This is a genomic window from Beduini sp. (genome assembly GCF_047239305.1).
Lineage (GTDB): Bacteria > Bacillota_I > Bacilli_A > Erysipelotrichales > Coprobacillaceae > Beduini.
Map to the genome: position 1 here is coordinate 26,376 of NZ_JBKTEM010000003.1, position 26,294 is coordinate 52,669.

At 36.4% G+C, this 26,294-nt stretch carries 29 protein-coding genes; 15 read left to right on the forward strand and 14 right to left on the reverse strand.

The genetic code is table 11. The annotated features are described in order from the left end of the window. Positions 1 to 27: 27 nt before the first annotated feature. The gene (locus ACLRVU_RS06390; protein ID WP_412891202.1) at positions 28 to 1,800 is read left to right on the forward strand and encodes a peptide ABC transporter substrate-binding protein; all 1,773 of its coding nucleotides are present in this window, start codon (positions 28 to 30) and stop codon (positions 1,798 to 1,800) included. A 137-nt stretch (positions 1,801 to 1,937) separates the two neighbouring features. On the opposite strand, the gene ACLRVU_RS06395 is transcribed toward ACLRVU_RS06390, so the two are convergent. After that, positions 1,938 to 2,729: a MurR/RpiR family transcriptional regulator gene (locus tag ACLRVU_RS06395; protein ID WP_412891203.1), complete on the reverse strand. Its 792-nt coding sequence runs from the start codon at positions 2,727 to 2,729 to the stop codon at positions 1,938 to 1,940. 77 nt (positions 2,730 to 2,806) lie between these two features. Between ACLRVU_RS06395 and ACLRVU_RS06400 the strand changes: the two genes are divergently transcribed. Further along, on the forward strand, positions 2,807 to 4,261 hold the full coding sequence (locus ACLRVU_RS06400; RefSeq protein WP_412891204.1) for a glycoside hydrolase family 1 protein: 1,455 nt from the start codon (positions 2,807 to 2,809) through the stop codon (positions 4,259 to 4,261). Between the two features lie 36 nt (positions 4,262 to 4,297). Here ACLRVU_RS06400 and ACLRVU_RS06405 read toward each other — a convergent pair whose 3' ends face one another. Beyond that, positions 4,298 to 5,224 carry an alpha/beta hydrolase gene (locus ACLRVU_RS06405; RefSeq protein WP_412891205.1) on the reverse strand — a complete coding sequence of 309 codons (927 nt, stop codon included), beginning with the start codon at positions 5,222 to 5,224 and terminating at the stop codon, positions 4,298 to 4,300. Between the two features lie 180 nt (positions 5,225 to 5,404). On the opposite strand from ACLRVU_RS06405, the gene ACLRVU_RS06410 reads away from it, so the two are divergent. Beyond that, positions 5,405 to 6,544: an O-antigen ligase family protein gene (locus ACLRVU_RS06410; RefSeq protein WP_412891206.1), complete on the forward strand. Its 1,140-nt coding sequence runs from the start codon at positions 5,405 to 5,407 to the stop codon at positions 6,542 to 6,544. 4 nt (positions 6,545 to 6,548) lie between these two features. Here the strand turns inward: ACLRVU_RS06410 and bilS are convergent, their stop codons facing one another. Then, on the reverse strand, positions 6,549 to 7,067 hold the full coding sequence (gene bilS, locus ACLRVU_RS06415; protein WP_412891207.1) for a flavodoxin family protein BilS: 519 nt from the start codon (positions 7,065 to 7,067) through the stop codon (positions 6,549 to 6,551). Position 7,068: 1 nt separating this feature from the next. After that, on the reverse strand, positions 7,069 to 7,461 hold the full coding sequence (locus ACLRVU_RS06420) for a cupin domain-containing protein (RefSeq protein ID WP_412891208.1): 393 nt from the start codon (positions 7,459 to 7,461) through the stop codon (positions 7,069 to 7,071). A gap of 500 nt (positions 7,462 to 7,961) precedes the next feature. Here ACLRVU_RS06420 and ACLRVU_RS06425 point away from each other — a divergent pair, with 500 nt between their 5' ends. Both ACLRVU_RS06425 and ACLRVU_RS06430 read left to right on the forward strand, forming a co-directional pair. Then, positions 7,962 to 8,735: a MurR/RpiR family transcriptional regulator gene (locus ACLRVU_RS06425; protein ID WP_412891209.1), complete on the forward strand. Its 774-nt coding sequence runs from the start codon at positions 7,962 to 7,964 to the stop codon at positions 8,733 to 8,735. A 64-nt stretch (positions 8,736 to 8,799) separates the two neighbouring features. Continuing rightward, positions 8,800 to 10,209: a glycoside hydrolase family 1 protein gene (locus tag ACLRVU_RS06430; protein WP_412891210.1), complete on the forward strand. Its 1,410-nt coding sequence runs from the start codon at positions 8,800 to 8,802 to the stop codon at positions 10,207 to 10,209. A gap of 19 nt (positions 10,210 to 10,228) precedes the next feature. Here ACLRVU_RS06430 and ACLRVU_RS06435 read toward each other — a convergent pair whose 3' ends face one another. After that, positions 10,229 to 11,971: a glycoside hydrolase family 35 protein gene (locus ACLRVU_RS06435; protein ID WP_412891211.1), complete on the reverse strand. Its 1,743-nt coding sequence runs from the start codon at positions 11,969 to 11,971 to the stop codon at positions 10,229 to 10,231. 141 nt (positions 11,972 to 12,112) lie between these two features. Between ACLRVU_RS06435 and ACLRVU_RS06440 the strand changes: the two genes are divergently transcribed. The 5 genes from ACLRVU_RS06440 (at position 12,113) to ACLRVU_RS06460 (ending at position 16,474) form a co-directional block, all read left to right on the forward strand. Beyond that, a complete protein-coding gene (locus ACLRVU_RS06440; protein WP_412891212.1) occupies positions 12,113 to 12,961 on the forward strand; it encodes an MBL fold metallo-hydrolase in 849 nt (282 codons plus the stop codon). 108 nt (positions 12,962 to 13,069) lie between these two features. Then, complete coding sequence (locus tag ACLRVU_RS06445; protein ID WP_412891213.1) at positions 13,070 to 14,314, forward strand: MFS transporter; 1,245 nt, start codon at positions 13,070 to 13,072, stop codon at positions 14,312 to 14,314. 43 nt (positions 14,315 to 14,357) lie between these two features. After that, positions 14,358 to 14,882 (forward strand): nitroreductase family protein, encoded by a 525-nt coding sequence (locus ACLRVU_RS06450; protein WP_412891214.1) that lies wholly within the window; start codon positions 14,358 to 14,360, stop codon positions 14,880 to 14,882. A gap of 67 nt (positions 14,883 to 14,949) precedes the next feature. Continuing rightward, positions 14,950 to 16,305: a M1 family metallopeptidase gene (locus ACLRVU_RS06455; protein WP_412891215.1), complete on the forward strand. Its 1,356-nt coding sequence runs from the start codon at positions 14,950 to 14,952 to the stop codon at positions 16,303 to 16,305. Positions 16,306 to 16,345: 40 nt separating this feature from the next. Further along, positions 16,346 to 16,474, forward strand: coding sequence for a hypothetical protein (locus ACLRVU_RS06460; RefSeq protein WP_412891216.1), 129 nt, complete (start codon positions 16,346 to 16,348; stop codon positions 16,472 to 16,474). A 6-nt stretch (positions 16,475 to 16,480) separates the two neighbouring features. On the opposite strand, the gene ACLRVU_RS06465 is transcribed toward ACLRVU_RS06460, so the two are convergent. From ACLRVU_RS06465 to ACLRVU_RS06480, 4 genes are all read right to left on the reverse strand, one after another. Further along, positions 16,481 to 16,945 carry an N-acetyltransferase family protein gene (locus ACLRVU_RS06465; RefSeq protein ID WP_412891217.1) on the reverse strand — a complete coding sequence of 155 codons (465 nt, stop codon included), beginning with the start codon at positions 16,943 to 16,945 and terminating at the stop codon, positions 16,481 to 16,483. Positions 16,946 to 16,986: 41 nt separating this feature from the next. Further along, on the reverse strand, positions 16,987 to 17,445 hold the full coding sequence (locus ACLRVU_RS06470) for a TspO/MBR family protein (protein ID WP_412891218.1): 459 nt from the start codon (positions 17,443 to 17,445) through the stop codon (positions 16,987 to 16,989). 69 nt (positions 17,446 to 17,514) lie between these two features. Next, positions 17,515 to 17,982 (reverse strand): dUTP diphosphatase, encoded by a 468-nt coding sequence (locus ACLRVU_RS06475; RefSeq protein ID WP_412891219.1) that lies wholly within the window; start codon positions 17,980 to 17,982, stop codon positions 17,515 to 17,517. Between the two features lie 74 nt (positions 17,983 to 18,056). Further along, on the reverse strand, positions 18,057 to 18,194 hold the full coding sequence (locus tag ACLRVU_RS06480; protein WP_412096857.1) for a hypothetical protein: 138 nt from the start codon (positions 18,192 to 18,194) through the stop codon (positions 18,057 to 18,059). 88 nt (positions 18,195 to 18,282) lie between these two features. Between ACLRVU_RS06480 and ACLRVU_RS06485 the strand changes: the two genes are divergently transcribed. After that, entirely contained in the window at positions 18,283 to 19,125 is an 843-nt protein-coding gene (locus ACLRVU_RS06485; RefSeq protein ID WP_412891220.1) for a hypothetical protein, read from the forward strand. Here the strand turns inward: ACLRVU_RS06485 and ACLRVU_RS06490 are convergent. The 5 genes from ACLRVU_RS06490 to ACLRVU_RS06510 all read right to left on the reverse strand — a co-directional run bounded on the left by ACLRVU_RS06490 (position 19,115) and on the right by ACLRVU_RS06510 (position 23,510). Continuing rightward, complete coding sequence (locus ACLRVU_RS06490) at positions 19,115 to 19,567, reverse strand: Rrf2 family transcriptional regulator (RefSeq protein WP_412891221.1); 453 nt, start codon at positions 19,565 to 19,567, stop codon at positions 19,115 to 19,117. The genes ACLRVU_RS06485 and ACLRVU_RS06490 overlap by 11 nt on opposite strands. Continuing rightward, positions 19,564 to 20,316, reverse strand: a complete 753-nt coding sequence (locus tag ACLRVU_RS06495) for an amino acid ABC transporter ATP-binding protein (protein ID WP_412891222.1) — start codon at positions 20,314 to 20,316, stop codon at positions 19,564 to 19,566. The genes ACLRVU_RS06490 and ACLRVU_RS06495 overlap by 4 nt, the downstream gene beginning before the upstream one ends. After that, positions 20,282 to 21,886, reverse strand: coding sequence for an ABC transporter substrate-binding protein/permease (locus tag ACLRVU_RS06500; protein WP_412891223.1), 1,605 nt, complete (start codon positions 21,884 to 21,886; stop codon positions 20,282 to 20,284). Before ACLRVU_RS06500 ends, ACLRVU_RS06495 begins: the two co-directional genes overlap by 35 nt. An 88-nt stretch (positions 21,887 to 21,974) precedes the next feature. After that, the gene (locus tag ACLRVU_RS06505; RefSeq protein WP_412891224.1) at positions 21,975 to 22,637 is read right to left on the reverse strand and encodes a DUF5680 domain-containing protein; all 663 of its coding nucleotides are present in this window, start codon (positions 22,635 to 22,637) and stop codon (positions 21,975 to 21,977) included. Between the two features lie 108 nt (positions 22,638 to 22,745). Beyond that, on the reverse strand, positions 22,746 to 23,510 hold the full coding sequence (locus tag ACLRVU_RS06510) for a ChbG/HpnK family deacetylase (RefSeq protein ID WP_412891225.1): 765 nt from the start codon (positions 23,508 to 23,510) through the stop codon (positions 22,746 to 22,748). Between the two features lie 253 nt (positions 23,511 to 23,763). Here ACLRVU_RS06510 and ACLRVU_RS06515 point away from each other — a divergent pair, with 253 nt between their 5' ends. From ACLRVU_RS06515 to ACLRVU_RS06530, 4 genes are all read left to right on the forward strand, one after another. After that, positions 23,764 to 24,756, forward strand: a complete 993-nt coding sequence (locus tag ACLRVU_RS06515; protein ID WP_412891226.1) for a MerR family transcriptional regulator — start codon at positions 23,764 to 23,766, stop codon at positions 24,754 to 24,756. Positions 24,757 to 24,759: 3 nt separating this feature from the next. Next, entirely contained in the window at positions 24,760 to 25,257 is a 498-nt protein-coding gene (locus ACLRVU_RS06520) for a hypothetical protein (RefSeq protein WP_147550618.1), read from the forward strand. Positions 25,258 to 25,446: 189 nt separating this feature from the next. Next, entirely contained in the window at positions 25,447 to 25,833 is a 387-nt protein-coding gene (locus ACLRVU_RS06525) for a hypothetical protein (RefSeq protein WP_412891227.1), read from the forward strand. Between the two features lie 11 nt (positions 25,834 to 25,844). Then, the gene (locus ACLRVU_RS06530; protein WP_412891228.1) at positions 25,845 to 26,294 is read left to right on the forward strand and encodes a DUF1284 domain-containing protein; all 450 of its coding nucleotides are present in this window, start codon (positions 25,845 to 25,847) and stop codon (positions 26,292 to 26,294) included.

The following is a 26,294-nucleotide window of genomic DNA, read 5'->3' on the forward strand; positions in this document are numbered from 1 at the left end:
CGTTCGTAATAGAAAGGAGAATGAATTGTGAAAAAATTATTATCCGTGCTTTTAGTTTGTGCTTTATTGCTGGTGGGGTGTAACAATAAGCAAAACAGTTCTCAAAAATTAACTGAGTATCGGGATTATGATACTCAAAATCAAGAAATTACCACATTAAACTATCTGACAACAAATACCTCTGTGGATATTAGAGTGGTGGCTAATTTTGTGGATGCCCTATTAGAGTATGATGCCGATGGAAAATTGATCGGTGATTTAGCTAAAGATTACAGTCATAATGAGGATGCGACAGAGTGGACATTTAAGCTAAGAGACGGCTTAAAATGGGTAACCCATACAGGAGAAGTATATGGGGATGTCACTGCGGAGGATTTTGTATCCGGAATTAAATATATTTTAACAGCGAGCAATGGTTCTCAGAATGTAAATAATGTAACTTCTTTTTTAAAAGGAGCAAATGAGTACTATGAAGCGAGCAAAGCCGGAACAGCTACAGAAGAATTATTTAAAAATGTCGGGGTTGAAGCAGTGGATAAAAAAACAGTAAAATATACCCTAGCGACACCAAAACCTTATTTTGATTCAGTTGTTACTTATATTACTTGGTTCCCGGTGAATCAAAAATTCGTAGATGAAGTCGGACCAGAAAACTTCGGTACCGATAAAGATAAGATTTTGTATAACGGCTGCTACCGTATGACGGATTATCAAAATGGAGCTTCTAAAGAATATGTGAAAAATGAACATTATTGGGATAAGAAAAATGTTCCGTTTGAAAAGGTAACAGTGACAATGCTGGAATCTTTGAATAAAGCCTACAGCATGTATGAAATTAATGAATTGGATCACGCAAGTCTAACTCAGGATGAGATTAAGATTCAGGCAGGCAATGAACATTTAGTAGAAACACGTGGAGGCGGACGTTCTGCCCAGATCTATTTTAATTATGAACAAGTTGGAAATGAAAATTGGAATCAGGCAGTTTCTAATGTTAACTTTAGAAAAGCATGGTTCTATGGTGTGAATCCTACCCCTTATCATGAAAGAACAAATCCGATCAATCCGGATTCACTGATGAATAATCTTTATACCTGCGGTGTTATTGTTAAAGATTCTAAGGGAACTTACTATAAAGATTTTGAGGAATTAAAGGCATATGCCAATGGATTATACAATGAAGCAAAGTTTAAAGAAGCAAAAGAAAAAGCAATAGAAGAACTGAGTGCGCAGGACGTTACTTTCCCGGTTGAAGTGGGATTGCCTTATAACAGCGGAAATCAAACTGCTGAAGAAACATTCCTTATATTGAAAGACAGCATTGAAAAATGTTTAGGTGATGATTTTGTAACTGTAACAGGTATTCCTTATATTAAAAGCGCAACTTCTGAGATTTATGAAAAAGGATTGCAGTCGATTGCATTAGTAGGCTGGGCTCCGGACTATAATGATCCTTATGATTTTTTACGTCATATGACAGATACAGAGGATGGCTATATGAATAAGAATTATTCTCATATTTCTGATCCAACTTATGATGCGTTGGTTTTAGAGGCCAATAAGATTGTGGATTTAGACGAACGTTACCATGCTTTTGCTAAGGCGGAGGATTATTATCTGCAGCAGGCATATTCCGTACCATTTTATGTTGATGGACATGAAATTCAAGTGACCCGCATCAATGATTATTCAAAACCATACTCATTTACGAGTGTGGGCAGAAAAATTAAATTCTGGGAAACAAAAGCGGATGGCTATACCCAAGAAGAATATGCAAAATTTGCAGAAGAAGCAAAATAGTGTAATAAAAAACAGGATCTTTTCTATATAAGAAAGGTTCCTGTTTTTGTATGTAGAGTTATATTTCAGTTTTGGGAACAAATCCCCAATTATGAAATTTTACTTTATCTTTTTCTAAAATCACTATAATGTAACTGTCACTGATCAAAGTAGTGGCTGCGAACTTTTTCATTATAGCGGCGGGCAATTAAATTGGCAATCAATTCAAGCTGAAATGTGCCGCTGGCATAATCAGAAAGCGTATGCAGGTTAATTGCTTTATCCACATAAGGGAGCTGGTTCAGCTTAGCACTGGCAGTGATAAGATAGATTTTTGGTTTATCTTTCTTAAGTAAGCGCTGGTCACGCACAAATAGACGCTGGAAAAATCTGCCAGTTGATGATAATACGATAATTAATGTTTGAGAATCGGCTTTATCGATGATTTCACGAAGTTCTGTATATTTCACTTTAGCCTGAACTACTTTACCGCTTGAAAAAAGATTAACCTGAAGACTTAGACAAACACTGTTTGCCTGAAGACTTCCGGCAATGATTACTTTTGGATAATAGTAGATATCATCGGTAATTTCATCAATAGCGTCAAAATCTAACATGTATCTGAGATCCTGAATGTGCTGACTGACAGTTTCTATGTATTGAATCATTGAATTTTCATTATCACTGCGGCTGGTAAAGTCAAATTTAGTCAAATTATGCTGATAGTGATGGAGCATATGTTTTAATTCATAGAAATCATTTAACCCAACTCGACGAGTGAAACGGCTGATTGATGACTTTGAAACTTGACAGGTTTGAGCTAAATCGTTTGCCGTAATGTCATTTAAGTCTTGGATATGTTCTAATAAGTAATTTGCGATCTGGCAATCAATTGAATCATTAGGTTCTGACTGAATGATTCCCAAAAGGATGATATAAAGTCGTTCCATAATATCGCCTCCTGTTGCTTATTATAACATAAAATTATAGATTTCAAGAGAAATATATGAAGAGGAGAAAAAAGAAGATGAGTACTAGATTTCCAGATGGTTTTTTATGGGGAGGAGCAACTGCGGACTTCCAATATGAAGGAGGATTTAACGAAGGCAAAAGAGGAACCCTGACAACGGATTACGTGACTGATGGGTCATATGAAAAGCCTCGTCAAATCACGATTAAACTAAGTGATGGGACTTTATCGACCGTTGAAAACAGAACCAGTTTACCGGAAGGTTCTGTCGCATGGTTTCATGAGGGACAGTATTATCCAAGTCACCAAGCAGTAGATTTCTATCATCATTACAAAGAAGATATCGCATTGATGGCAGAAATGGGATTTAAGACATTCCGTTTTTCAATCTGCTGGACAAGAATCTTTCCAACCGGAGATGAAGAAACAGCAAATGAAGAGGGATTAAAATTTTATGAAGAGGTTGTGGATGAATGCAAAAAATACAACATTGAACCTTTAATCACAATCTGTCATGATGAAATTCCATCTTATTTGGCAGACACCTATGATGGATGGTCAAGCCGTCATACTATTGATTGTTATTTGAAATTATGTGAAGCTTTATTTACACGTTTACAATCAAAAGTAAAATATTGGCTGACATTTAATGAATTAAATGCCGTTCGCGGATACTCTATGATGGGAACCCATAGTGCGGATAATCAAACACATTATCAGGCTATGCATCATGTTTTCTTAGCGAGTGCGCTAGCTGTCAAAATGGGACATGAAATGATGCCAAATGCGATGTTTGGAACGATGTATGCTTTAAGTGCTATTTATCCGGCTACCTGCAAGCCTTCTGATGTTCGTACTGCTTATAATGCCCGTCGTCAATCATTATTCTTTTCAGATGTTATGATGAGAGGGTATTATCCAAGCTATGCAAAAAAGATCTTTAAGGATAAAGGGGTCACGATTAAAAAAGAAGTGGGAGACGATGAAATCTTACGCATGTATCCGTTAGATTACTTATCATTCAGTTATTATCGTTCAACAACGGTATCCACAGAAACTAAAATCGATATTATGGGCGGAGATACGAATCCTTATTTGGAAACAACGCCATGGGGATGGCCAATTGATCCAGAGGGACTGCGCTATGTCTTGAATGAACTGTATGATCGTTATCAAAAGCCACTTTTCGTTGTTGAAAACGGTTTGGGAGCCGTTGATGAAATTGGAGAAGATGGTACGATCAATGATGATTACCGCATTGATTACTTGACTGATCATATTATGGAAATGCAAAAAGCAATCTGTGAAGACAAAGTAGAATGCTTAGGATACACAATGTGGGGATGTATTGACCTTGTATCATTAAGTACCGGAGAAATGAAAAAACGTTATGGTTTTGTGTATGTCGATATGGATGACAAAGGAAATGGAACTTTAAAACGTACAAAGAAAAAATCATTTGACTGGTTTAAAAAAGTAATCCGAACAAACGGAGAAGATTTAAGTAAATAATATGAAAAGCTAAGGACAAAAGGTTCTTAGCTTTTGTTAATGATATTGGCTAAAAAAATCAAGCACGGTTTTTAAATATTGCTCAGGATCGGTTTTAAAGCTGCGCCCATGATCGGCACCTTCGATTATTAAAAGCTTTTTTTCACTTGAACATGCCTGATAATTAGTCTTGCTCATCTTTGTCGGAACTAAACGATCCTGACTGCCATGAATGAATAGAATCGGCAGTTTAGAATGCTTCAGCTGTGAAGCAATGTCTAGCTGATGAAGATCGGTATGTGCAAAAATATGAAAGCAGAGATTGGATAAATACAATAATCCGGAAACACGAAAATGAAAAATCTGATGATGCAGCAATTCAAATATATCCCATGCAGAACTGTAGCCACAATCAGCTACAACAGCTCTAACCTGAAAAGGAAGGGGATGTGTGCTGCTTAGTAAAACACTGCTTGCTCCCATCGAAGTACCATGCAGATAAAGTAGATTATCAGGAAAGCGGTTTATGATATAATCAATCCAGCAAGTCACATCCTCCTGTTCCTTGTTGCCAAAAGTAATGTAGCGCCCACCGCTTTTTTGATGAGCGCGCATATCTACTAACACAACATTAAAAGAATGCTCTAAAAGGGATTTAGCTAAAAAAGCATATTCTTTAAAACAATTAAATCGGTATCCATGAAAACAGATGACAGTTTGTTTGCTTTGGTTACTTAAAAATAAATAGCCATGAAGGGAGATCTGATCTTTTGCTTGGATTATTACTTCTTCATGTTGATAACGAAATAATTCTGCTTTGATCTGATCAAGTTCCTCGGTATAGTTTTTATTTTCCCATTTTAATATATGGTTGGACTGATGATCGATCCATGAATAATTGCGAGAGGCAGCTATCCGAAAATCAAGATAGCCAATAAATAAAGCAATGCTTAATAAAATGATGAAAATCCATAATCCTGTCATTAATATCACTTCCTATCTTTAGGATATCACGATTAAATTGAAATTGGTATGTCTAATCTTAGAGAATACATAATATTAAAAAGAATGGTATAAAGAAGTATTTTATGTTAGAATTGAGCAAAGGAAAGGATTTTAACAGGGGGTGCGATTATTAATGTATTAAAAGAAAAATTTACCCACTTGGATAAAAATCAAAAACTGATTTTAATTTCGGTATTATCCTTATTTCTTCCTTTTTACATGTGCATTGCTGTATTGGCAGCAGTAACGGTTTATTTATTGCTTAGAGGAAGGTTAATAGAGATATATAAAACAACACCAAGAAGTTATTTGATTCATCTGTTTACGATTGTCAGTATGCTTGCTTCTCTTTATTATAAGAATTATGTGGGCGCTTTATGCTGCATTGCTTTATGGGTGATGTTTTCGGTGATTCTTTTTTATTCTCAAAATATCACAAAGGATTTTTTTGAGAAGATTATAGATATTATGATCTTTTTAAGTATCTTCTGTGCTTTATATGGTTTATTTGAATACACACAGATTTTATCTCATTTTACGGATGATTTTGAACTGATTATTCTAAACAGTCCGGAAAATCGCTTGAATTCGGTCTTCTTTAATGCCAATTATTATGCAATGATGATTGAGTTCTTTGTTTTAATGTGCTGTTATAAAATACTGAAAGTGGATAATGTTAAACGTATTATTTATTATTTTGCGGTGATTGCCTTAAATTTATTCTTACTCTATTTGACAGGATGCCGCAGTGCTTGGCCTTCATTAGGGTGTGCCATCTTGATTTTGCTGCTGGTTGAAAAACGCTATAAGATCTTTGCTTTGATTTTGTTTGTGGCTTTTGCTGCGTTTATCTTCCTGTTGATTAATCCTCAGTATTTTCCTCGTACCGATAATATTATTGAATATTTTGGTGTGCGTGTGGATATTTGGGAGATTGCGATTCAGGGAATCAGAGACAATCCATTATTTGGTCAGGGACCATTAACCTATATGCATATTTATCAAAACTATGGAAATGGCATCATGTATACGCAGCATGCGCATAGTATTTATTTAGATCCGATCTTAAGTTATGGAATCATCGGAATTCTGATTATTGCGCCTTATGTGCAAAAGAACATTTCTGCTTTGTATCAATGCTTTAAAAGCAGGAAGGATCAAACCTTAATGGCGTTGATTATTTCTGTCATTGCAGTGACGTTGATCCACGGCATCTTAGATTACACTGTCTATTTTATTCAGACCGGATTTGTCTTTATGATGCTGATTAGTTCATTCTATATGTATCGTCAAAAATAGCTATCTAGGATTTCTGGATAGCTTTTATCATACTCTTTAATTGTATCGTCAATGTATCTAAATCTTCTTGATTAGGATGCTTCTTCGCCTGATCAAAATTATTCAGAAGACTTTGAAACTGTTCGTTTTGAGGATCACTGTCATACATTTTTTGATAGCGTTCACGAACACTCATTGGCATTTTTCCCTGACACATGTAGCGTCCTACGACTTCACAAGTAGGATCTGCATATTTCTCCACATTACCTAAAATGCGTTCAAAGTATTCGGGAGAACCGCCAAACCCGGCAGTGCCGAATAAAAATATTTTTTTATTTTTTATCTTTTTTAATAATTCAATGACCGGATCACTGCAGCGTCCTTTATCGGTCCAAAAGCCAACAAAGACTAAATCTGCCTCTTCTATTTTGGGATCAGCATCATTTCCGCTGTAAAGACAATTTTCTTTCATTTGAGAGTGGATATGATCTGCCAGCATTTTTGTATTTCCGGTAACACTATTGTAATAGATTGCATAGTTCATATTATTTGACCTCCACGATGATTTTATCCTGTTTTATAATTTCCTGCTTGTTTTTCCCGTCAGGAACAAAGCGGAAGACAATAAAACGTACGGGTGTATTTGTTTCATTGGCGAATGTATGCAGTGAAGCTTTTACACGAATAACATCATTCACTCCTGCTGTTTCTGTGATGATCTGCTCATTGATTTTATAATGAGCGGTCAGAGTCCCTTCCACAATCACCAATGTTTCCTCAATCTTACTGTGATAATGCCATTCTTGAAAACAATGGGCAGGTAGGGTATTAAAATGAATCTCATATTCATCAAATAGGAAGTAATCAACGATAGTATGATTCTCTTTTTCAACGTGTATGGCATCTTTTAATGTTTTAATTTCTAAATCATTGTCCATGTGTAAACATCTTCTTTCTTTATAAATCCGTATTTTTCATAGAGTTGTATTCCATCAGCAGAGAAACTTAATTGAATCTGATCGCATTTTCCTTTTGTCTCGGCAATCAACGGATCCAAAAGTTTTTTAGCGATTTGCTGTCTTTGAGGGTTAGCATCTGCTCACAGGTGATTGTTCCTGTTGGACAGCGATTAGACGGGATAGAACGGTAGTAGTACCGGTTTCTACAATCTTATCCTGATCATAGGTAAGCAAGAATGTGCATTGCTCAGCAGGGCTATGTTCCATAAAGTATTGTTTTGTTTGCTCTCGGTCAGTCTGATATTCCTCAAAAAGCTAAAGAAATGCAAACCTTAACTTTATGACAAGTTCAATATCTTGAATCGTTGCTTTTCTTATTTCCAATATACCCCTCCTTCGCTTTTTATTATACGCTTTATTATGCACAGACAAAAGACAAGTGATTAAAATCATGTTAAAATAAGGGGGGCGGTGATTCTATGCAGCAAGTCATATATACCTTACTCAACTATATCAATAATTCCATCACTCATGACACTTACTATCATATTGCAATGATGATCTTGGAACAGATTGATCAGATCGAACACTATTCATTGGAGAAAATGGCTATGATGTGCCATGTCTCACCGGCAACGATGAACCGTTTCTGCCGTCAGGTAGGGTATTTAAATTATTCAACCTTTAGAAAAGTGGTCAGTTATAAGGAAACTAAGATTTTTGATGATCAAATATTGGATAATAACTATTTAAATTCTTATTCTCAGGCTATTTTTGAATTTATTGAAACTGTCAATGATTTAAACCTCAATCTATTGGACAAGGTACTTGCCTGTCTTAATTCTCATAAACGTATTTTAGCAATGGGCTATGGAAGCTATCAGAACTATGCTTTGGATTTACAAAAAAACTTTTTTTCCTGTGGAAAGTTTGTTGAAGTGTACATGGACCAGATTCGACAGAATGATGCCTTAGCAACAATGACAAAAGAAGATGTAGTGATTGTCACCAGCCTAAGCGGTCAGTATCTAAAGAACTCCAATTTAAATGTATTAAAGAAAATTAAGCAGACCGGCTGTTCTTCTATATTGATTACATTCATGAGTGATTCGACTTATCTTGAGCCTTTTGATTATGTGATCCAATGCGGTAATATTGAAAAGGCATATGCAGGAAAATATGCGATTATTCGTTTATATGATCTCATGGCATCTCGTTATCAACAACTTTATTGTCCGGTTATTAAGGAGTGAACTGCTCAAATTATGAGCAGTCCTTTTTTTATTTATCCTTTATAATAGAGACGAGGTGAGAGAAATGGGATTTCCAAAAGATTTTTTATGGGGAGCTTCAACATCGGCTTTCCAAATTGAAGGGGCATATAATGAAGATGGAAAAGGACTGACCAGCATGGATGTGCGTTCTTTTAAAACATCGGATACCATTGCCGATACTAAAATAGCAATGGATCATTACCATCGCTATAAAGAAGATGTGCAGTTAATGAAAGAATTAGGAATGACATGTTATCGTATGTCAATTTCTTGGGCAAGGATTATTCCCGATGGCAATGGTGAAATCAATCAAAAAGGGATTGATTTTTATAATGATCTGATCAATGAATTAGTAGCGAATGGGATTACTCCGATTGTTACTCTGTATCATTTTGATTTTCCAATGGCGTTGATCGATCAGTACGGTGGATTTGCCAATCGACAATGCATCGATGACTTTGTACGCTATTGTCGTGTATGTTTTGAAAACTTTGGTGATCGTGTTAAATACTGGCTGACTATCAATGAGCAAATGGTAATTACACGCATGCCATTATTCCAAGGGATCGATGAAAAAGATCCGGTTGAAAGAACTCGTTTAGGCTGGCAGGCATATCATCATATGTGCGTTGCTCATGCGTTAGCGATTAAAGAGTATCGCAAAATGAATCAAAAAGGACAGATCGGACCAGTCTTATCTTATCCGACTTACTATGCTGCCAGCGTTCGTCCGGAAGATGTGCTGACCGCTAAAAAAGTAGAAGATATGATGGTTTATGGTTTAATGGATGTTCATTATTATGGAAAACATCCGCAATATTTGATTAATTCCCTTACTAAAGATGGTGTTATGTTTAAAATGGAGCCGGAAGACGAAGACTTATTATCCAATGCTAAACCTGATTTCATTGCTTTAAACTGGTATACAACAGGTATTATCGGCGCTTATCGTGATGGGGAAGAAATCAATGATGATAATGCCGCATTGATGCCAAGACGTGACCGTAATATTCCCGGACTGGCTCAATTCTACGTCAACCCATTTACAGAGTATAATGAATGGAACTGGAACACCGATCCAATCGGTTTACATTATGCATTGTTACGTATGTATGAGCGCTATCATTTGCCACTGATGGTAGTGGAAAACGGGTTAGGACATCGTGACGTGTTGACAGAAGATGGGCATGTTCATGATGATTACCGTATTGCTTACTTAAAAGGCATGGTCGAAAACATGGGGTATGCCATTGAAGATGGTGTTGAAATGATTGCTTATAGTCCATGGTCATTTATTGATGTATTAAGCAGCAGTAATGGTATCGAAAAACGCTATGGCATTGTTTATATCGACCGTACTGACAGCGATCCAAAAGAATTAAAGAGAATACCAAAAGACAGTTATTACTGGTATCAAGAATGTATTAAAAATAATGGAAACATAAAAGAGTAGCGAATTTCGCTGCTCTTTTTTACCCTAGATCGGGCGTATCTTTAAGTTCAACCGATAAATCATCACATTGATGTATTTCAAAGATTTCTATTTTATTTAAGCCTTGCTTTAACAGTGGCGCAGGAATATAAAGCGATCTTTGCGGTCCCTTTTTCCAGTAGCGTCCTAAGTTAAAGCCATTGATATACACATGCCCTTTATTAAAATGATCTAAATAAATGAAAGTATCTTGGCATTCATCGATTTCAAATGTCCCCTGATAAAAAGCCGGCTCATGATAGCACTGTCCTTCTTTATATGCGATTGCGGTTAACTCTTTCATTGGCAGAGGGTACATTTCCCAATGGTGGAGTTCCTGTAATCCCAGACAGACTGCTTTTGTGATTCCTTTTCGATCATAAAGTTCTGGCCCATAGTTCACACGTCCCATATTTTCAACGAAAATATCCAGCTGGATTGTCTGCCCCTTTTCAACGCCGATCATGATTTTTTCATGGGTCTGATTTCTTTCAACAAGTCCAACATATTTTCCATCAAGATAAACTGTAGCACGATCATGCAATCCATGAATATTCAATTCTCTTGGCTGATAAGGTCCGGTTAAATGTGTACGGTATAAAATATAGCCAAAGTTTTGATCTAGCTTTTCCATTGGCAATACATAAGGAAGAGAGACTTTTTGTGAAAGCTGATCAAGACATTTAAATAAGGGAACTGCTTTATCTAAAGTAATCTTACCATAGGTTTTCTTAGGCTGATCGATGCAATCTAATTCGGGTATTTCAAAACCATGCTGTCGAATCACATCTTGACAGGCATAATATTTTTTTGTACGATCACCATTTTCATTGAGTAAGCAATGATAGTCATAACTGGTTACGGTCGGTGCATAGTCATCGTAGTAATTTGCTCCATTATAAAAATTAAAGTTTGTTCCGCCATGGAACATATAGAAGTTGATGTTGCCGTTTCTATTAAGAATTGCGTCAAATTCTTTTGCAGTATCATCTGCTTCACGCACATGGTGTTCTTCACCCCAGTGATCAAACCAGCCATTCCAGAACTCACCGCACATCAAAGGAGCATCTGGCTGTACTTTTAAGAGATTATTAAAGTTTCTTTCACTGTTGGAACCAAAATTTACTATTTTTAGTAAATGTGGTAAAGTACCACCATTCAGCATAGAATCATCATCTCCGTCACTGGTAAACAGACAGACATTCATCTGTTCATCGTGATACATTTGTTCAATGGCACGCAGATAGTCTTTATCATTGCCATAGCTGCCATATTCATTTTCAACCTGCATCATAATGATATTACCGCCATTTTCTAATAAATGAGGGCGTAGACGAGTCATAACTTCATGAAAGTATTTTCTTACTTTTTCTTCATAAGGGGCATAGTGACAGCGCAACTTCATATCACTGTCCTTTAATAGCCAAGCCGGAAAACCGCCAAACTCCCATTCTGCACAAATATAAGGACCGGGACGGACAATGGCATAAAGACCAAGTTCTTCGGCAATCTTTAAGAAGCGTTCAATATCCAGCATGCCGCTGAAGTTATATTCGTTTTCCTCTTCTTCATGCAGATTCCATGGCATATAGGTTTCCACTGTATTAAATCCGCAGGCTTTTAATTTCTTTAAACGATCTTCCCAATATTCAGGCACGACACGAAAGTAATGAATAGCACCGGATAGAATCGTTATTTTCTTATTGTCTAAATAAAAATTTTCTTGATCATAAGTCAGTTTCATAATGTTTCTCCTTTATTCCATTTTCTATTGTAAAGAAATTTAAAGAAAAGAAAAATAGACTTCCATATCCTGAAAATGAACCTTGAGAAAATTAGTAATTAAGGTATAATAAAAACAATATATCAAGGGGAGGGAAAGAAGATGAAATTTATTATTACCGGATCTGGAGGATGTGTTGCCTTGCCAAGACCATTGTGTCAGTGTGCAGTTTGTAAAGAGGCAAGAGAAAAGGGACTGCCATATGCTCGCCATGGTGCTTCACTTTATTTAGAAGATATACATCTGTTAGTCGATACACCGGAAGATATTATGGTGGCATTAAATGAGCATGATATTCAAGCCATTGATCATATTTTTTATAGCCATTTAGATATCGATCATACCTTTGGTATGCGTGTCATTGAACATTTACGTTTGAATTGGCTGGATCTTTCGATTGGAAAAGGCTGTACGAATCCAATAAATCTTTATGCTTCTCAAGGTGTCATGGCTGACTTAAACGCTATTATGACACGATTAGGATCAGTATTTGATTATTATGAATCTTTGAATCTGATTAAGCGTCAAGTAGTTCCAGGCAGTATCATGATTCAAGATATTAAAGTCACTTTTGTACCTGTTGATGAAAAGGACCAGGTGACTATCTTTATCTTTGAAAAAGCAGGAAAGAAGCTGATCTATGCTCCTTGTGATGTGAAGCCGTGGCCAAATGATTCACGTTTCGATCAGGCAGATTATTTAATTATGGGAAATACCGTGCTAGGTGATGTATTAAAAGATGGAATAGTTTTAGCTGAGGATAATATGTTAAAAAGAGATCTATTCACACTAGAGGAAATCATCAACATAAAGCAGCAGCATCAAATCCGCCAAGTCATCATGACCCATATTGAAGAAGATTGGGGAAAGAGCTATGATGATTATTTAGAACTTGCCAAACATTATGAGCATATCGAATTTGCCTATGACGGCATGGTCATTGAACTGTGAGAGTGAATAATTTTCACTCTTTTTTATTTTCTTCTTTACATTCTGTGTATTACACACTATAATATGTGTATAGCACATATAGTGTTATGCACAGTTAGGAGAGTTAATATGAAAACAAAATTATGGAATAAGGATTTTATACTATTGATGCAAGGAAAGTTTGTCTCAAATATTGGCGATGTACTTTACAGTGTAGCACTTAGCTTTTGGATCTTACAAACCACCCAATCAAAATCTTTGATGGGAATTTTACTTGCCTGTCAGACCTTGGTAAAGGTTATTTTATCCCCATTTGGCGGGGTATTATGTGACCGTCTTAACCGCAAGCACATTATCGTTTACAGTGATGCCGTATGTGGGGCAACCATGCTGGCAATCTCAATATTTGGATTTATGAATTGTTTGGAAGTGTGGATGATTTTTGCTGCCGGGATTATGATGGCATTATGTTCAGCCATTTTTGAACCGACGATGTCTTCTGTCTTTCCGGATCTGATTCCGCAGGATCAATTATCAAGAGGATTGTCATTTAAGCAATCGATTGTCACGATCGTACAGATTATCGGACAGAGTGTCAGCGGTGTGCTGCTAAGTATCTTTGGACCACTCTTCATCTTTTTAGGAAATGGAATTTCATTCTTTGTCTCATCTTTTACAGAATCATTTATTGCTGTGCCTAAGAAAGTAGAAATAGGAGAAAAATTAACATTTTTTGAAGATTTTAAAAGCGGATTACATTTTATGAATCATCAAAAAGGACTGAAGGCCACTATATTGACATGCTGTTTACTTAATTTCTTTGGAAATGGATTGATGGTACTGCTGCTTCCTTATTTTATGGAAACACCGACATTACTTGCCGAAACAGGGTACGGAATCTGTATGGCATTGTTAACTGTAGGAACCTTAATTGGGGTAATCGGCTATGGTCTGTTGAAGACGGATGGGGCAAAACGCTGGCGAGTGTTTACTATTTCTGTCATCATTGAATGTATTAGTTTGACACTGCTTCCAATCGCTAAAGGATTTTACTTGTTTATTGCAGTAGCTATGATCTTTGGCTTTGGCAATGCTATCTTGAATGTTGTCTTAAATGAAGTACAGTATGAAATTATCCCCCAAGAAATGCGGGGAAAAGTATTTGGCATGATTGGGACAATGACTATGGGACTGACTCCTATCGCAATGGCTTCTTTTTCTATCTTAGCGGATTACTTTGGAACTGCTCAAGTCGTGATGTTTGGCTCTGTAACCAGTGCCTTATCTATTATCGCTCTTATCGTTCAAAAGGAAATTCGCCATATGATTAAAAACAAGCCGGTGCAGGGAAATTTGGAAATGAGTGCAGATTGACAAATATAAAGATGTGTGTTACGTTCTAACTAGAGGTGATACTATGGAAAATATTGTATTAGAATCATTAAAAGGTCGTCGCAGTATTCGCAAATATAAACAAGAACCGATAAAAAAAGAAGAGCTTGAAGCAATCTTAGAGGCTGGGACATATGCGCCAACTGGAATGGGAAAGCAAGCTCCCTTAATGGTGGCAGTGACAAATCCGGATACAGTTACATTGCTTTCAAAATTAAATGCACAGGTTATGAACGGAACGCAGGATCCTTTCTATGGGGCGCCTGTCGTTATCGTTGTCTTTGGCAATGGTGAAAGCAATAACTGCGTACAAGATGCCAGCTGTGTGATGAGTAATCTGCTGAATGCGGCTCATGCTTTGAATATTGGCTCTTGCTGGATTAACCGTGCTAAAGAAGTATTTGAAAGCGATGAAGGAAAAGCTCTAAAAAAACAATGGGGAATACCGGAGCATTATATCGGTGTTGCGAATTGTATTTTAGGATACATTGACGGTCCTTATCCAAAAGCAAAAGAAAGAAAAGAAGATTATATTCGTATCATTGAATAGCCCTCAGCGGCTATTTTTATTTATTTCATTGCCTAGATTCGTTATAATGGAAAAAAGGTGGGATAGAATGAAGAAATATTTATTTTTAGTGCTGGTATTATGTTTAGTCACGGGATGTCAGAATAATTCATATAAAATAATAATGTTCCCGTTTTCTAATGAATGGCGCAATCATTATCAAGTGAATGTTCAGTTAGATCCACTGCAGCGTACTTATCATTCTCAGATTGAAATCACACTTAAAAATACATCTCAGGACGTATGGAACAAGATTGTATTTCGAGATTATCCCAGCCAGTTCAAAGATGAAAAAGAGGGGAGTATGAGTCTCATTCAAAATCTGATGACTAGTACCGGCGAACCTCTTGACTATCGGCGTCTTGATGATCCAACGGCAGTTGAAGTTATCTTAAATACACCTTTAGCTCCTAATGAAATTTTTACTTTTTCAATGGAATATCAGGCTTATGTTCCTAATCTGACTGCTCGCTTTGGCTATGTGGAAAATAAAGCAGAGATTATCGATTTTTATTTAGGCAACAGTCTGCCGATTTTAGCTGTTTATGAAGATGGACAGTGGGTGAGTGAACCTTATTTTAGTGATGGAGAATGTTTTTACAGCGAGGTGGCAGATTATTCCGTAGCCATCACGGCACCTGATGATTTTACTATTATCGGAACCGGGGATAAATTAAGTACCTCAAGAAACGGGAATCAAAAAACTGTCACCTATGAAGCTTCATCAGTGCGCGACTATGCCTTAGTTATCGGCAATAATTATCAATGTGTGAGTCAAATTGAAGATAACATTCTTTATAACAGTTATTATCACTCAGCCAATCAGACTATTGGAATCGGCTCATTGATTACTTTAATCAATGAAACGAAAGATCTGAATAGACAGCTTGGCAGATATCCTTATCAAACTTTGAACACTGTGGAAACCTATATGGAAATGCAGGGCATGGAATATCCGCAGCTGATAATGATCTCACAAAGCATGCATGGAAATGAAAGTACGATCCGCCATGAATTAGTCCATCAGTGGTTCTATAATATAGTAGGAAATAATGGTTATCAGGAAGCATGGCTGGATGAAAGTATTGCCACTTATTTGGCAGAGAATGGTTTAAGTGAACAAATCGGAAGAATCGATCAAAGCTATGGGGAATATCCTGATGAAAACAGTTATGTGCATGCCATGTATTTTTGCGGCGGATCAATGTATACCCGTTTAGCCAATCGTTTTGGAAAAGATAAATTGATGATGATTCTTCAAGAATATCTCTCTGCTTATGCCTATTCAGAGACGAAAACCAAAGATCTTTTAGAAATGTTAATCAAGGGCTTAGGAGAAGAAAGTTTGGATATATTCAAAGATTATTTTGACGAAGATACACTGACAGAAGCCTCAGTTCAGTAATTTTTAAACAAGTCTGCTAGAATAGCGATGAGGTGAGAGGATGAGTCAGAGCGAATTCAATGAGTATGTGGAGACATTTTGTCAGCGTTATCAAAAAGAAAAGGAAGAAGCACTCGCTTTAGCGATCGTTAAAGAAGTGCAAAAAGAGATTATCGAGGCATATCGATAATCTCTTTTACTTTAATAACTCTTCAATCTGCGGCAGTTCTAAACGGAAGAACTCATGGTCATCACGTATCGAAGCACCGATTGCACGATACATTTCCATGCTTCCTTGATTCCATTTTAAACAATCCCAATCAATGCGGCAGCAATCCTCTTGTTTAGCTAATGACGCTAAAGCAATAAATAATTTTTTCCCTAACCCCAATCCACGGGCACTTTCTCTTACATATAAATCTAGCAGGTAAATCCCTTTTTTACCGGTCATTGTAGAAAAAGTATAATAATATAAGGCATAGCCACAAGGCTTTTGATTGTGAAAAACAATGAATGAATGGCAGCTGTGATCAGTGAAGATCGCCTTTTCTAAAGATGCTTCATCCATTTCTATCTCATCACCTAAATAATCTCCTAATTCCTTAATTAAAGTATAAAGAAGTGAAATTTCTGTTTGTTTTACGTGTCTGGTCTCGATCATGACGTCTCTCCTTTGCTTTAAATTATTATCAGTATAGCATATTAATTCATGTAGTAGATACAAATATTTAAAATGCTGGCAAAGGTAATCCAAAGCAGGTAGGGAACAAGCAGGTAAGAAGCTGTTTCATCAATATCGTAAGTAATGAAAATAAGATAAAAAACAAGAAGCCATAATAAGATGATCCAAAAGAATGAAAAAAGATAAACATGCAGCGTAAAAAAGAAAAATGGCCATAAGAAATTCACTAGCAGCTGAACAAAATACAGCTTGATCGCTTTGTCTTTGTTTGGATTATCGCTGACCATGATCAGATATCCTGAAACACCAATCAATAGATACAGAATGGTCCAAACAATTGGAAAGATGTAGCCGGCAGGCGCAAAAACCGGTAAATTCAAAGCAGCGTAAGTAGCAGCGGTATCAGGAATCAATAAGCTGACTAAGGCACCTCCGCCTAAGCTTAATGCGATATTAAAGATCAATAACTTAATTTTCATATTATCACCATTACATTATATGACAAATTAGGAGGAGTTATCCCATAAAAAAAGATAATAGCTCAGCTATTATCTAAATGTATGTTGATATTGGGCTAAAATATCTTCAAAACTAAATCCTAATTTAGCGCCTAAAGAAAAATAATCTTCAATGCTGTTTTGATAATCTTCAAAATTAAAGGTTGTTTTAATCTTTAGTACACTTTCATAAACTTTAAGAAACTGTTGGGGTAAAGATAAATTATTTTCCAGTTCGATCTGATTTTTTAAGGCATCGACATGTAGCTCAAAGCCTACCGAAAGCAGCATCTGCAAACCATTGATATATGCTTCTTTTAATTCGTTTGAATCGACCTTGGCATATTTATCCCAAAAGCTGAAACATTGTGACTGGTCGGCAACATTTCCCAAATCAGACAGAAACGCTAAAATCTTGATTTCCACTTTATCTTTATGAAGCAATGCGTTTTCCTTTGTCTGTGACAATGTCAATTCGTGTTCGACATGTTTTTGATATAATTGATTAATTTCATTCATATACAATTCACCTCTATCTCTATTATAATCCTTTTTTTAAAAGAGGTTAAATAAAAAAGCGAAATCTCTTTCGCTTAGTTTCCGCCTGGTCCGTCACGGCGTTCACGATCATCTGGATAATTATCTAATGAAGTGCTGACCCATTGATTATTGTAGGCTGTTTTCTTAGCTTCTTCATTATTCTTTTTAGGTATGTCATTTTTACGATCCATGCTTCTGCCTCCTTTATCTTAGTATTCTTACGATTTCATAGATTCATACTCGAATCTTTTATGTTACAATGAAAAAGAGGTGGCTATAATGGAAAAAACAATGCATAATATTTCTGAAATTTTACAATATACAAATGATAAAGCAATGCATCATCAAGCCTATCATCATTATACGGATATGGAAAGTTTGATTAAGATCATTGAATCTCGTTCTTTTTTAGCGTCAACAGGGTTTAATATGAATGATCAGCTGGAGTTAAGCAGTGGGATGGAATCAAGATGGGAAAATCTTTATTTCACAAGTTTTTCTTATGGCAATGAAAGTATTGCCATGTGGGGACTTTACTGTTTTCCACGAGAAAGTGCGGTGCGCATCTCTTTGCCAAATAAAGTAATGAACAACTGGATAGAGACACTAAATTTAAATTCAGATATTCACTATGGTCTATTAGGGCAGAAGACGAAAAATCTTGCGCCGGAGAAAATAAAATCGATTTTATTAACGGATATCCTTTACACCGATGAACGGCACCGCCATTTAAGCCGCGGCAATTACGATAAATTAAAATTAGATATGCCGATTGAAAAAATTATTCAGCTTCCGGAAATGACCGGACATATCAAAGATGGTGCCTGGATTGCCGAAAATGAAGTGCGGCTGCTGATTGAAACGAGAGAACATTATGAGAGTGACGTTAAATTGTTCAGCCATTTTGAGAATTCTTTAATTCAAGCGTTAAGGATTACGATCGGTCCATGGTGTGATGATCAAACTTATGCACTCTATGTGAGTAAATTAGTTGAATTAGGTGTCTCGGAAAAGAACATTACTCGCAGTAAATTTACTGGGTTATTAAAAATGAAATCGCCTTGTGATAAATGTGTCTACAAAACAAGAGCGCTAAAGCAAAAACAGTCCCTTAATCATTAGGGACTGTTTCCTCTTCTACACGTTCTTTTAAGTCATAAATAAGTTCTGATAAGGTTGTGCGCTGCAGGCTTTCTTCCATCGTATGCTGTGCTTTTTGTAAAGCCGGCGATAATACCGCAGAAATATTTCTTCCGACCGGACATCTTGGTTCGGTATTTTCGTGCATCGAAAAGAGAAGCTGGTCTTCTGGCAAGGCAACGGCTTGATAGATATCCAGCAAGGTAAGCTCATCTGATGGAATTTTCAAATGAATCCCGCCGGTTCCGCTGGCAACCTCAATTAAACCATGATTTTTAAGCATTCCCATAATTTTACGAATGACCACCGGATTTGTACGCACACTCTTAGATAAGAAATCACTCGTAATTTTATACTGTTCGGAAAAATATTCTACGCAGATCAGCATATGGGTGGCAACGGTAAAGCGTGATGAGATTTTCATTCATTTGCCTCCTTTTGAATAGTGACACGAGATAAGAACTGGCGTGTTCTTTCTTCTTTTGGAGATAAGAAGATTTCCTGCGGTGTTCCTTGTTCTTTGATATAGCCGCTGTCTAAAAATAATACCTGATCTGCGATTTCATAAACAAAATTCATTTCATGAGAGACAATAATCATCGTATAACCATTTTCTCTGGCTTTACGAATAACATCTAATACTTCACCGACCATTTCCGGATCTAAGGCACTGGTGGGTTCGTCTAATAAAATGATTTCCGGCTGCAAGGCTAAAGCACGGGCAATACCGACACGCTGCTTTTGTCCGCCGGAGAGCTGACGGGGATAAAAATGATACTTATTTTGCATACCGACTCTTTCAAGATAAAGCTCAGCAATTTCTTTTGCCTCTGCTTTTTTCTTTTTTTGAACCACGGTTAAGCCTTCCATCACATTTTCTAATACAGTCTTATAGCGGAAGAGATTGAACTGTTGGAAGACCATAGCACTGTGCTGACGAATAAAAGCAATGTCTTCTTTTTTTGCACTCTTTACATCTATTTTACGATCCATGAACTCTAAAGTTCCGTCATTAGGCGTTTCTAAGAAATTGAGACAGCGCAGCAGAGTAGATTTTCCGCTTCCGCTAGGACCGATGATCGCAATAACCTGACCTTTGTGAATCTCAAAATTAATATCTTTTAAAACATCAGCCTGATTATATTTCTTTTTCAAGTGACATACTTTCAGCATCTTCTTTTACCTCCTGTTCATCCGCTTTCAATTTCTTTTCTAATTTCTTTAACAGCCATGAGATAATAATCGTCATTGCCCAATAGATCAAGGCAACAGAAATATACCCTTCAAAGTAACGATAGTTTCGTGACGCCATAATCTTGCCGGCAGCTGTAATATCCACGACGGCACATGTAAAGGCGAGTGAGGTTCCTTTAATCAAACCGACTAATGAATTGCCTAAAGCCGGCAGAGCGATAACCAACGCTTCTGGCAGAGTAATCCTAAAGAAGGTCTGCATTGGACTCATTCCCATTGATAAAGCAGCTTCCTGTTCACCTTTATCGACGGCTTCTAATCCGGCACGAATGCTTTCAGAGCTATAGGCAGCTTCATTGAAAGCAAAAGCAATAATAACGAATAGAACCGGTGGTATAGAAGTTGTGGAATAAGTCGTTCCCTGATAATAGTTAATATATTGAAGCAGAATCGGAATCCCATAGAAGGTTAGATACAGCTGAACTAAGATCGGGGTACCACGCATAAACGAAACATAGAAATTAAAGAATTGTGTTAAGACCGGAATCTTTTTATGTTTCACGACAGCAATGATAAATCCTAAAATAAAACTGATAGCAGCTGATACAACGGTAATCAGCAGTGTGGTAGGCAGATAGGCTAAAATCTTTGGAATCTGTGTAAAGACTAATTTTAAATCAAAGAGATTTGCCATGCCATTGTCAGTAGTCTGTTCTGTAGCTGACGTATCAATATTAGCCACATAGTCTCTGCCTAAATATTCTTTTGAAAGTTCAGACAAAGTGCCGTTATCAATCAATGTTAAAATGGCTTGATCCACTTCACTTTTTAATTTTTCTCCTTCACTTGTTTTAGGAAAGATAAAATAGCCTTCAGGTTTCATAACCTGAATCGTTTCTTCATGTTCCAAAGGGATGATCTGCAAGTCTAAGTTATATTCATCCATCATGGTATCAATAATAATTTCTTCACTAAGCAAAAAATCAACCGATCCATTCATAATATCCTGATAAGTTTTCAAGTTATCCTGATCGGAATAGAAGTAAGCGATTTGTCCATCCGGATGTGCTTCATTGTAAGTTTCCATGAATGCCTGCATGAATGATCCTGATGGTTTAACTGGGGTTGTCTTTCCGGCTAAATCTTGTAACGAATGAATGTCTGTGCGATTTTTATTGGTAACAATCACAGCATTATTGTATAGATAATACTGATCACCATATAAATATTTACGTTCACGTTCTTCATTTTTAGAAATGTTGTTGGCTCCCATTTGATAACGTCCAGAATCAATTCCGGCAAAAATGCTGGAAAATTCAGTGACTTCAAATTCAAACTGATACTGCGGCAATAAATCATCCAATGCCTTTACCACAGCAATATCATAGCCGGTGAGCTGTTTATTTTCATCATAATAGGTGTAGGGACGAGTATCTCCATCAGTTCCTACTAATACTTTAGTGATTTCATTATTTTTCTGAGCAGAGCAGCCGCCTAGCAGCAGCGCAATAACACCAATCACTAAAAATATGCGATGTCGTTTTTTCATGATTTCCCTCCTTAATAGATGTAACCATTATAGTTACATCTTAAATGATTTGTCAAGCAGGAAAATAAAAAAAGGAAAAAATTCCTTTTTAATAAAGATCTCCGCCATGAAAATAAAGCTCGTAAACTAATTTATCTTTAAAGAAAATCTCTTCTTTCCCATAAAAGCAATGGGGATCCCCATCCGCATGGCAATGGTAGGTATAATCGCCTAATTGATACAGCTGAGGTCCGCGGAAAGGCTGATCGTAGGGGACACGCATTAAACTTTCTTTAAGAAAATCTCCGGAAAAGCCTGCACCGAGTACATATCCATAGTAATTCATTGACCAGAGTGGCTGTTCCTGAAACCAGATCGCTTCTGTTCCGGAAAACTTTTCTGATCCTAGAAAACTGTCTAGGTACATATAATCCCCTTCATTAAACTGGTAATCCGAAGATGCGATGCGGGAGGAAGCGACCTTACCCATTTTCGCTGCATAGGTATGCTGTTTGGCTTTGATTAAAAAATCTATCCAGTCATTTTTAACTAGGGGCTGTTTTTCTTGCTTGATACAGTCATCTTCTCTAACTAAATGATCCAATGTAATGCCAAATAAATCACTGAGCTGAATCAAATAATCTATTTGAGGGATCGTGCCTGCTTCCCATTTGGTAACGGTTTGTCGTGATACATTCATTTTCTGTGCCAGTGTTTCTTGTGAATAGCCAGCTTGTTCGCGATATTTTTTTATTTTCTCATTAACTGTCATATTTCTCACCTCGCTTACAGTTTAGCAGAATAATCATCATTAAAAAAGCAACCGCACTTTACAATTCCGGCTACTTTAACAAAAAAAGAACGCCTCGGCGTTCCTTTGTTACTTCTTAGGAATATCACGATAATCAATTAGTTCAATGTGATTATCTTCTACCCATTGTTTCGCTTCCTCACATAAGAAGACATGGGCATCATATGCTCTGCCAACCGTTAAGCTGGAAATCTGAAAAATCTCATAATCCACATACCCCGGATGCAAAGCAAATTCAAAGATATCCTCGCTTTCAATTTCTTCTTTTGTATAGAGTTCGGTCAATGATTTTGGTGTTGATAATTCACCTAATGAGCCACCGCCAAATTTCATCAATGGAATTTTATAATCCACATCTGGATGATCGCCTTTAGGCAAAGTAAAGAAACGGCGAACTGGCAAATCGTATTTCTTTGATAACTCACATACGATTGCTTCTGCTCCCTTAATCATTTCAATTCCATGATGACTGTTTAAATGATCCGGTACTTTTCCGGTTAACGCAATGTATTTTTCGACCTGTGCATAAAGTTCTGCCCGAATTTCTTCAACATCAACATGCTCACTATCCTTCAGCATCCCTTTATTAAAGGTACCGTCTTCTTTGAGTAAAGTCTTATGTGTTTTTAACAAAGGTTTTCCAACTGTTAAATTTAAATGAATTCCCACACTAAAATCAGGATATTCTTTCATCAACTGGGCTGCATGTTCAGCACCGGGCATATTGACCATCATACTGCATGATTTTAATATCCCATCTTTATAGCAGTCAATAATACCAAAGTTAGCGGCACGGGTAATGCCAAAATCATCTCCATTAGTTATTAACTTCATTTTATCCCTTCTTTCTTAGCTCTATTATACTCAATTTTGTATTTCCTCTGCTTTCATTTTCCAAAAACTAAAATACAATAATCTGCCGCAAAAGCTGGCATAGCTTTAATAATGAAAAATATCTATAAGTGAAGGAGTGATTTGCTTACTTTTTATAAGGAATATTACATAATGTTAAAGTGGATAATAAGAATGCTTGACTTTGACACCGTGTCGCAGTCTATACTGAGAGTATAAGGAGGATTATAATAGGATGCAGACATTAACAATCAGCCAAGTATCTAAAAATTTGGGCATATCGACGAGAATGATTCGTTATTATGAAAAGCTTGGTTTAATCAAAAGCAATCGAACAGAGGGATATGCTTATCGTATTTATGATGAGGATGCTGTTTTAAAAATGGAACAGATCTTACTGCTAAGAAAATTGCGAATTCCGGTGCGTCAGATACAAGTGATCTTAGAAAATAAAAATGCCGTTACAGCAATTAATATTTTTCGTCAGAACCTTAATGAGCTTCATGAAGAAATGGCAGCTTTATCCACCATTAAGATCATATTATCTAGTTTTATAAAAGAATTAGTAAAGGCAACAGATTTGCCTCTGGAGCATCTGTTTTTAAAAAATGACTCGCTTTATGAAAGTATAGAATCACTTGATATTGTAAGTATCAATTTTAAAGAAGAACAGACATTGAATAAGCTGAATCAGGCGGAAAAAGAATTGTCAAAAGTTAAAGATGTGCGTATTCTTTATTTACCGCCGGTGACCATTGCCGCTGCTCATTACATAGGAAATGAGCCGGAAGCGCATGTCAATGCCCTTATTGAGGAGTTTGTAAAGACAAACCAACTGACGAAGGTAAAACCGGATTTACGCCGTTACGGATTTAATCACCCTAATCCGGTTGACGAAACTCTCTTTCATGGTTACGAAGCTTGGGTAACAATTCCTGAGGATATGGCTGTCCCGGCTCCACTAATAAAAAAACAGTTTTCGGGAGGGTTATATGCTGCTCATATGATAACCTTTGGGAATTTCGATGAATGGGACGCATTCCTGACTTGGATTGGAAACAGTGAACAGTATGAATTTGCCGGGAATCTGGAAGATCAGGAGCATATGTGTGGTCTTTTAGAAGAACATCTGAACTATTACTCTTTTATTGAATCTCAAAACAGTGAAGAAAAAGATATTCAATTGGATCTATTGATGCCAGTCAGACAAAAAACAACAGGAGTATAAAATATGATCGAACAAGCAATGAAAGAAACTCGTTTTAATTTTATCAGTGAAAGCAACAAGCAGTTTATTATTGATTTTACTCAGGCTTTGAATGCCTTAGGGTATACATATGGAGATGAGATTGGCAGCGGCTTTTGTTGGGGAAAATATATGCTGATCTATCGAAAGGCAATGGTCAAATCAAAAAATGTGGTTGCTCGTATCTACATAAAAGAAGATACCATTGTATTAAGACTATTTCTCAACAATGTAACAAAGCATAGTCACTATATACACAACGCTCCAGCTAGAATCAAGCAAGCCTTTATCAGTGACCATGGAACCTGCAAACACTGCAAGGGGGATCATTGTAAGTTTCGCAAAGACTATGAAATTAACGGGATCAGCTATGAAAAATGCAATGGGACAACCTTTGAATTTTTTGAACCTAAATCAGAATATATCCCCGACTATATCGCCTTATTTAAAGAATTTTATCCACAAAAAAGAAAGACAATATAAACTTCTACAGCAAGCCTTCAATCATAGTGAGGGCTGCTTTTTTTATTAATTATTCATAAATCGGTTAACTATTTTCATAAATTTAGGAAATATGAAAGAAGTATAATAAAGAATATGATATAATAAAAACAAGAAAATTTGTATCTAATAATGATGTCGAGAAATAATTTCAAGGAGGGAGAGGTTAATATGGGGATTATCATTTTATTGTTGTTGTTTGGTGGAGGTGCTTACGTTTTTGCGAGTGGGATGCTCACTAAAGAGAAAGAAACGACTCAAAACAGTGTTTCAAATCATTCACAAGCAGAGACTACACAAATGACTTCATCAAGCGGTTCATCCATAAATACCCCGTACTATATCTATTTTAAGAAAGGGAGCTATGTTGATTTAAGTCAGGATGAGCGCTTTAAAGATATGGGGAAATGGACAATTTTTAAACATGAGACATTTAAGTTAGAAACGAATTGTAAGCGAGAAGAAGTTCATAGGAGAATAAAAGAGACTTTGAATCTGACAGACGATGATTTCAAAGTGGTTGGAAAAATGGACCTGTGGGTACCAATAAGATTTTAGGAGATACAATTATGATTATCAAACCCCATCATTTTTTAGATATTATTAAACTTTATGGAGCTGGAATCGATATTTTTGTTCCAGATCAACAAATGAATCATAATTTTTATAAGGTGGCAAACAAAATTATTGCTTACCCGGAAGCAGAGCTTTGTTTAACAAAAGAGGCTGACGATATTTGTCAGCCTTGTATTAAGTTGGAAAAGGGAATCTGTATTGATCCACTAATAAAATATCAAGGCTTTTTTGAAAAGGATACTTATAATAAAACATTGGATCAGCGAATGCTTGAAGTATTTGCATTAGATGAAATGAGAACGTATTCCGCAAAATTATTATGTGAGATTCTTTATAAGAATGCGGAAAAAATATTTTTAGTGTGGCAGGAAGAAGAAGCGGATGCGGTACAAAAACGCTATAATCTGTTTTGTACTGGCGCTAAAAAATATTTAGGATTATAA

What these genes read in the sequence shown, in the direction of transcription:
- ACLRVU_RS06395 (WP_412891203.1), bottom strand. Translation starts at nt 2,729, where the DNA reads ATGGAACGACTTTATATCATCCTTTTGGGAATCATTCAGTCAGAACCT.
- ACLRVU_RS06400 (WP_412891204.1), top strand. Translation starts at nt 2,807, where the DNA reads ATGAGTACTAGATTTCCAGATGGTTTTTTATGGGGAGGAGCAACTGCG.
- ACLRVU_RS06405 (WP_412891205.1), bottom strand. Translation starts at nt 5,224, where the DNA reads ATGACAGGATTATGGATTTTCATCATTTTATTAAGCATTGCTTTATTT.
- bilS (WP_412891207.1), bottom strand. Translation starts at nt 7,067, where the DNA reads ATGAACTATGCAATCTATTACAATAGTGTTACCGGAAATACAAAAATG.
- ACLRVU_RS06420 (WP_412891208.1), bottom strand. Translation starts at nt 7,461, where the DNA reads ATGGACAATGATTTAGAAATTAAAACATTAAAAGATGCCATACACGTT.
- ACLRVU_RS06425 (WP_412891209.1), top strand. Translation starts at nt 7,962, where the DNA reads ATGCAGCAAGTCATATATACCTTACTCAACTATATCAATAATTCCATC.
- ACLRVU_RS06430 (WP_412891210.1), top strand. Translation starts at nt 8,800, where the DNA reads ATGGGATTTCCAAAAGATTTTTTATGGGGAGCTTCAACATCGGCTTTC.
- ACLRVU_RS06435 (WP_412891211.1), bottom strand. Translation starts at nt 11,971, where the DNA reads ATGAAACTGACTTATGATCAAGAAAATTTTTATTTAGACAATAAGAAA.
- ACLRVU_RS06440 (WP_412891212.1), top strand. Translation starts at nt 12,113, where the DNA reads ATGAAATTTATTATTACCGGATCTGGAGGATGTGTTGCCTTGCCAAGA.
- ACLRVU_RS06445 (WP_412891213.1), top strand. Translation starts at nt 13,070, where the DNA reads ATGAAAACAAAATTATGGAATAAGGATTTTATACTATTGATGCAAGGA.
- ACLRVU_RS06450 (WP_412891214.1), top strand. Translation starts at nt 14,358, where the DNA reads ATGGAAAATATTGTATTAGAATCATTAAAAGGTCGTCGCAGTATTCGC.
- ACLRVU_RS06455 (WP_412891215.1), top strand. Translation starts at nt 14,950, where the DNA reads ATGAAGAAATATTTATTTTTAGTGCTGGTATTATGTTTAGTCACGGGA.
- ACLRVU_RS06460 (WP_412891216.1), top strand. Translation starts at nt 16,346, where the DNA reads ATGAGTCAGAGCGAATTCAATGAGTATGTGGAGACATTTTGTCAGCGT.
- ACLRVU_RS06465 (WP_412891217.1), bottom strand. Translation starts at nt 16,945, where the DNA reads ATGATCGAGACCAGACACGTAAAACAAACAGAAATTTCACTTCTTTAT.
- ACLRVU_RS06470 (WP_412891218.1), bottom strand. Translation starts at nt 17,445, where the DNA reads ATGAAAATTAAGTTATTGATCTTTAATATCGCATTAAGCTTAGGCGGA.
- ACLRVU_RS06475 (WP_412891219.1), bottom strand. Translation starts at nt 17,982, where the DNA reads ATGAATGAAATTAATCAATTATATCAAAAACATGTCGAACACGAATTG.
- ACLRVU_RS06480 (WP_412096857.1), bottom strand. Translation starts at nt 18,194, where the DNA reads ATGGATCGTAAAAATGACATACCTAAAAAGAATAATGAAGAAGCTAAG.
- ACLRVU_RS06485 (WP_412891220.1), top strand. Translation starts at nt 18,283, where the DNA reads ATGGAAAAAACAATGCATAATATTTCTGAAATTTTACAATATACAAAT.
- ACLRVU_RS06490 (WP_412891221.1), bottom strand. Translation starts at nt 19,567, where the DNA reads ATGAAAATCTCATCACGCTTTACCGTTGCCACCCATATGCTGATCTGC.
- ACLRVU_RS06495 (WP_412891222.1), bottom strand. Translation starts at nt 20,316, where the DNA reads ATGCTGAAAGTATGTCACTTGAAAAAGAAATATAATCAGGCTGATGTT.
- ACLRVU_RS06500 (WP_412891223.1), bottom strand. Translation starts at nt 21,886, where the DNA reads ATGAAAAAACGACATCGCATATTTTTAGTGATTGGTGTTATTGCGCTG.
- ACLRVU_RS06505 (WP_412891224.1), bottom strand. Translation starts at nt 22,637, where the DNA reads ATGACAGTTAATGAGAAAATAAAAAAATATCGCGAACAAGCTGGCTAT.
- ACLRVU_RS06510 (WP_412891225.1), bottom strand. Translation starts at nt 23,510, where the DNA reads ATGAAGTTAATAACTAATGGAGATGATTTTGGCATTACCCGTGCCGCT.
- ACLRVU_RS06515 (WP_412891226.1), top strand. Translation starts at nt 23,764, where the DNA reads ATGCAGACATTAACAATCAGCCAAGTATCTAAAAATTTGGGCATATCG.
- ACLRVU_RS06520 (WP_147550618.1), top strand. Translation starts at nt 24,760, where the DNA reads ATGATCGAACAAGCAATGAAAGAAACTCGTTTTAATTTTATCAGTGAA.
- ACLRVU_RS06525 (WP_412891227.1), top strand. Translation starts at nt 25,447, where the DNA reads ATGGGGATTATCATTTTATTGTTGTTGTTTGGTGGAGGTGCTTACGTT.
- ACLRVU_RS06530 (WP_412891228.1), top strand. Translation starts at nt 25,845, where the DNA reads ATGATTATCAAACCCCATCATTTTTTAGATATTATTAAACTTTATGGA.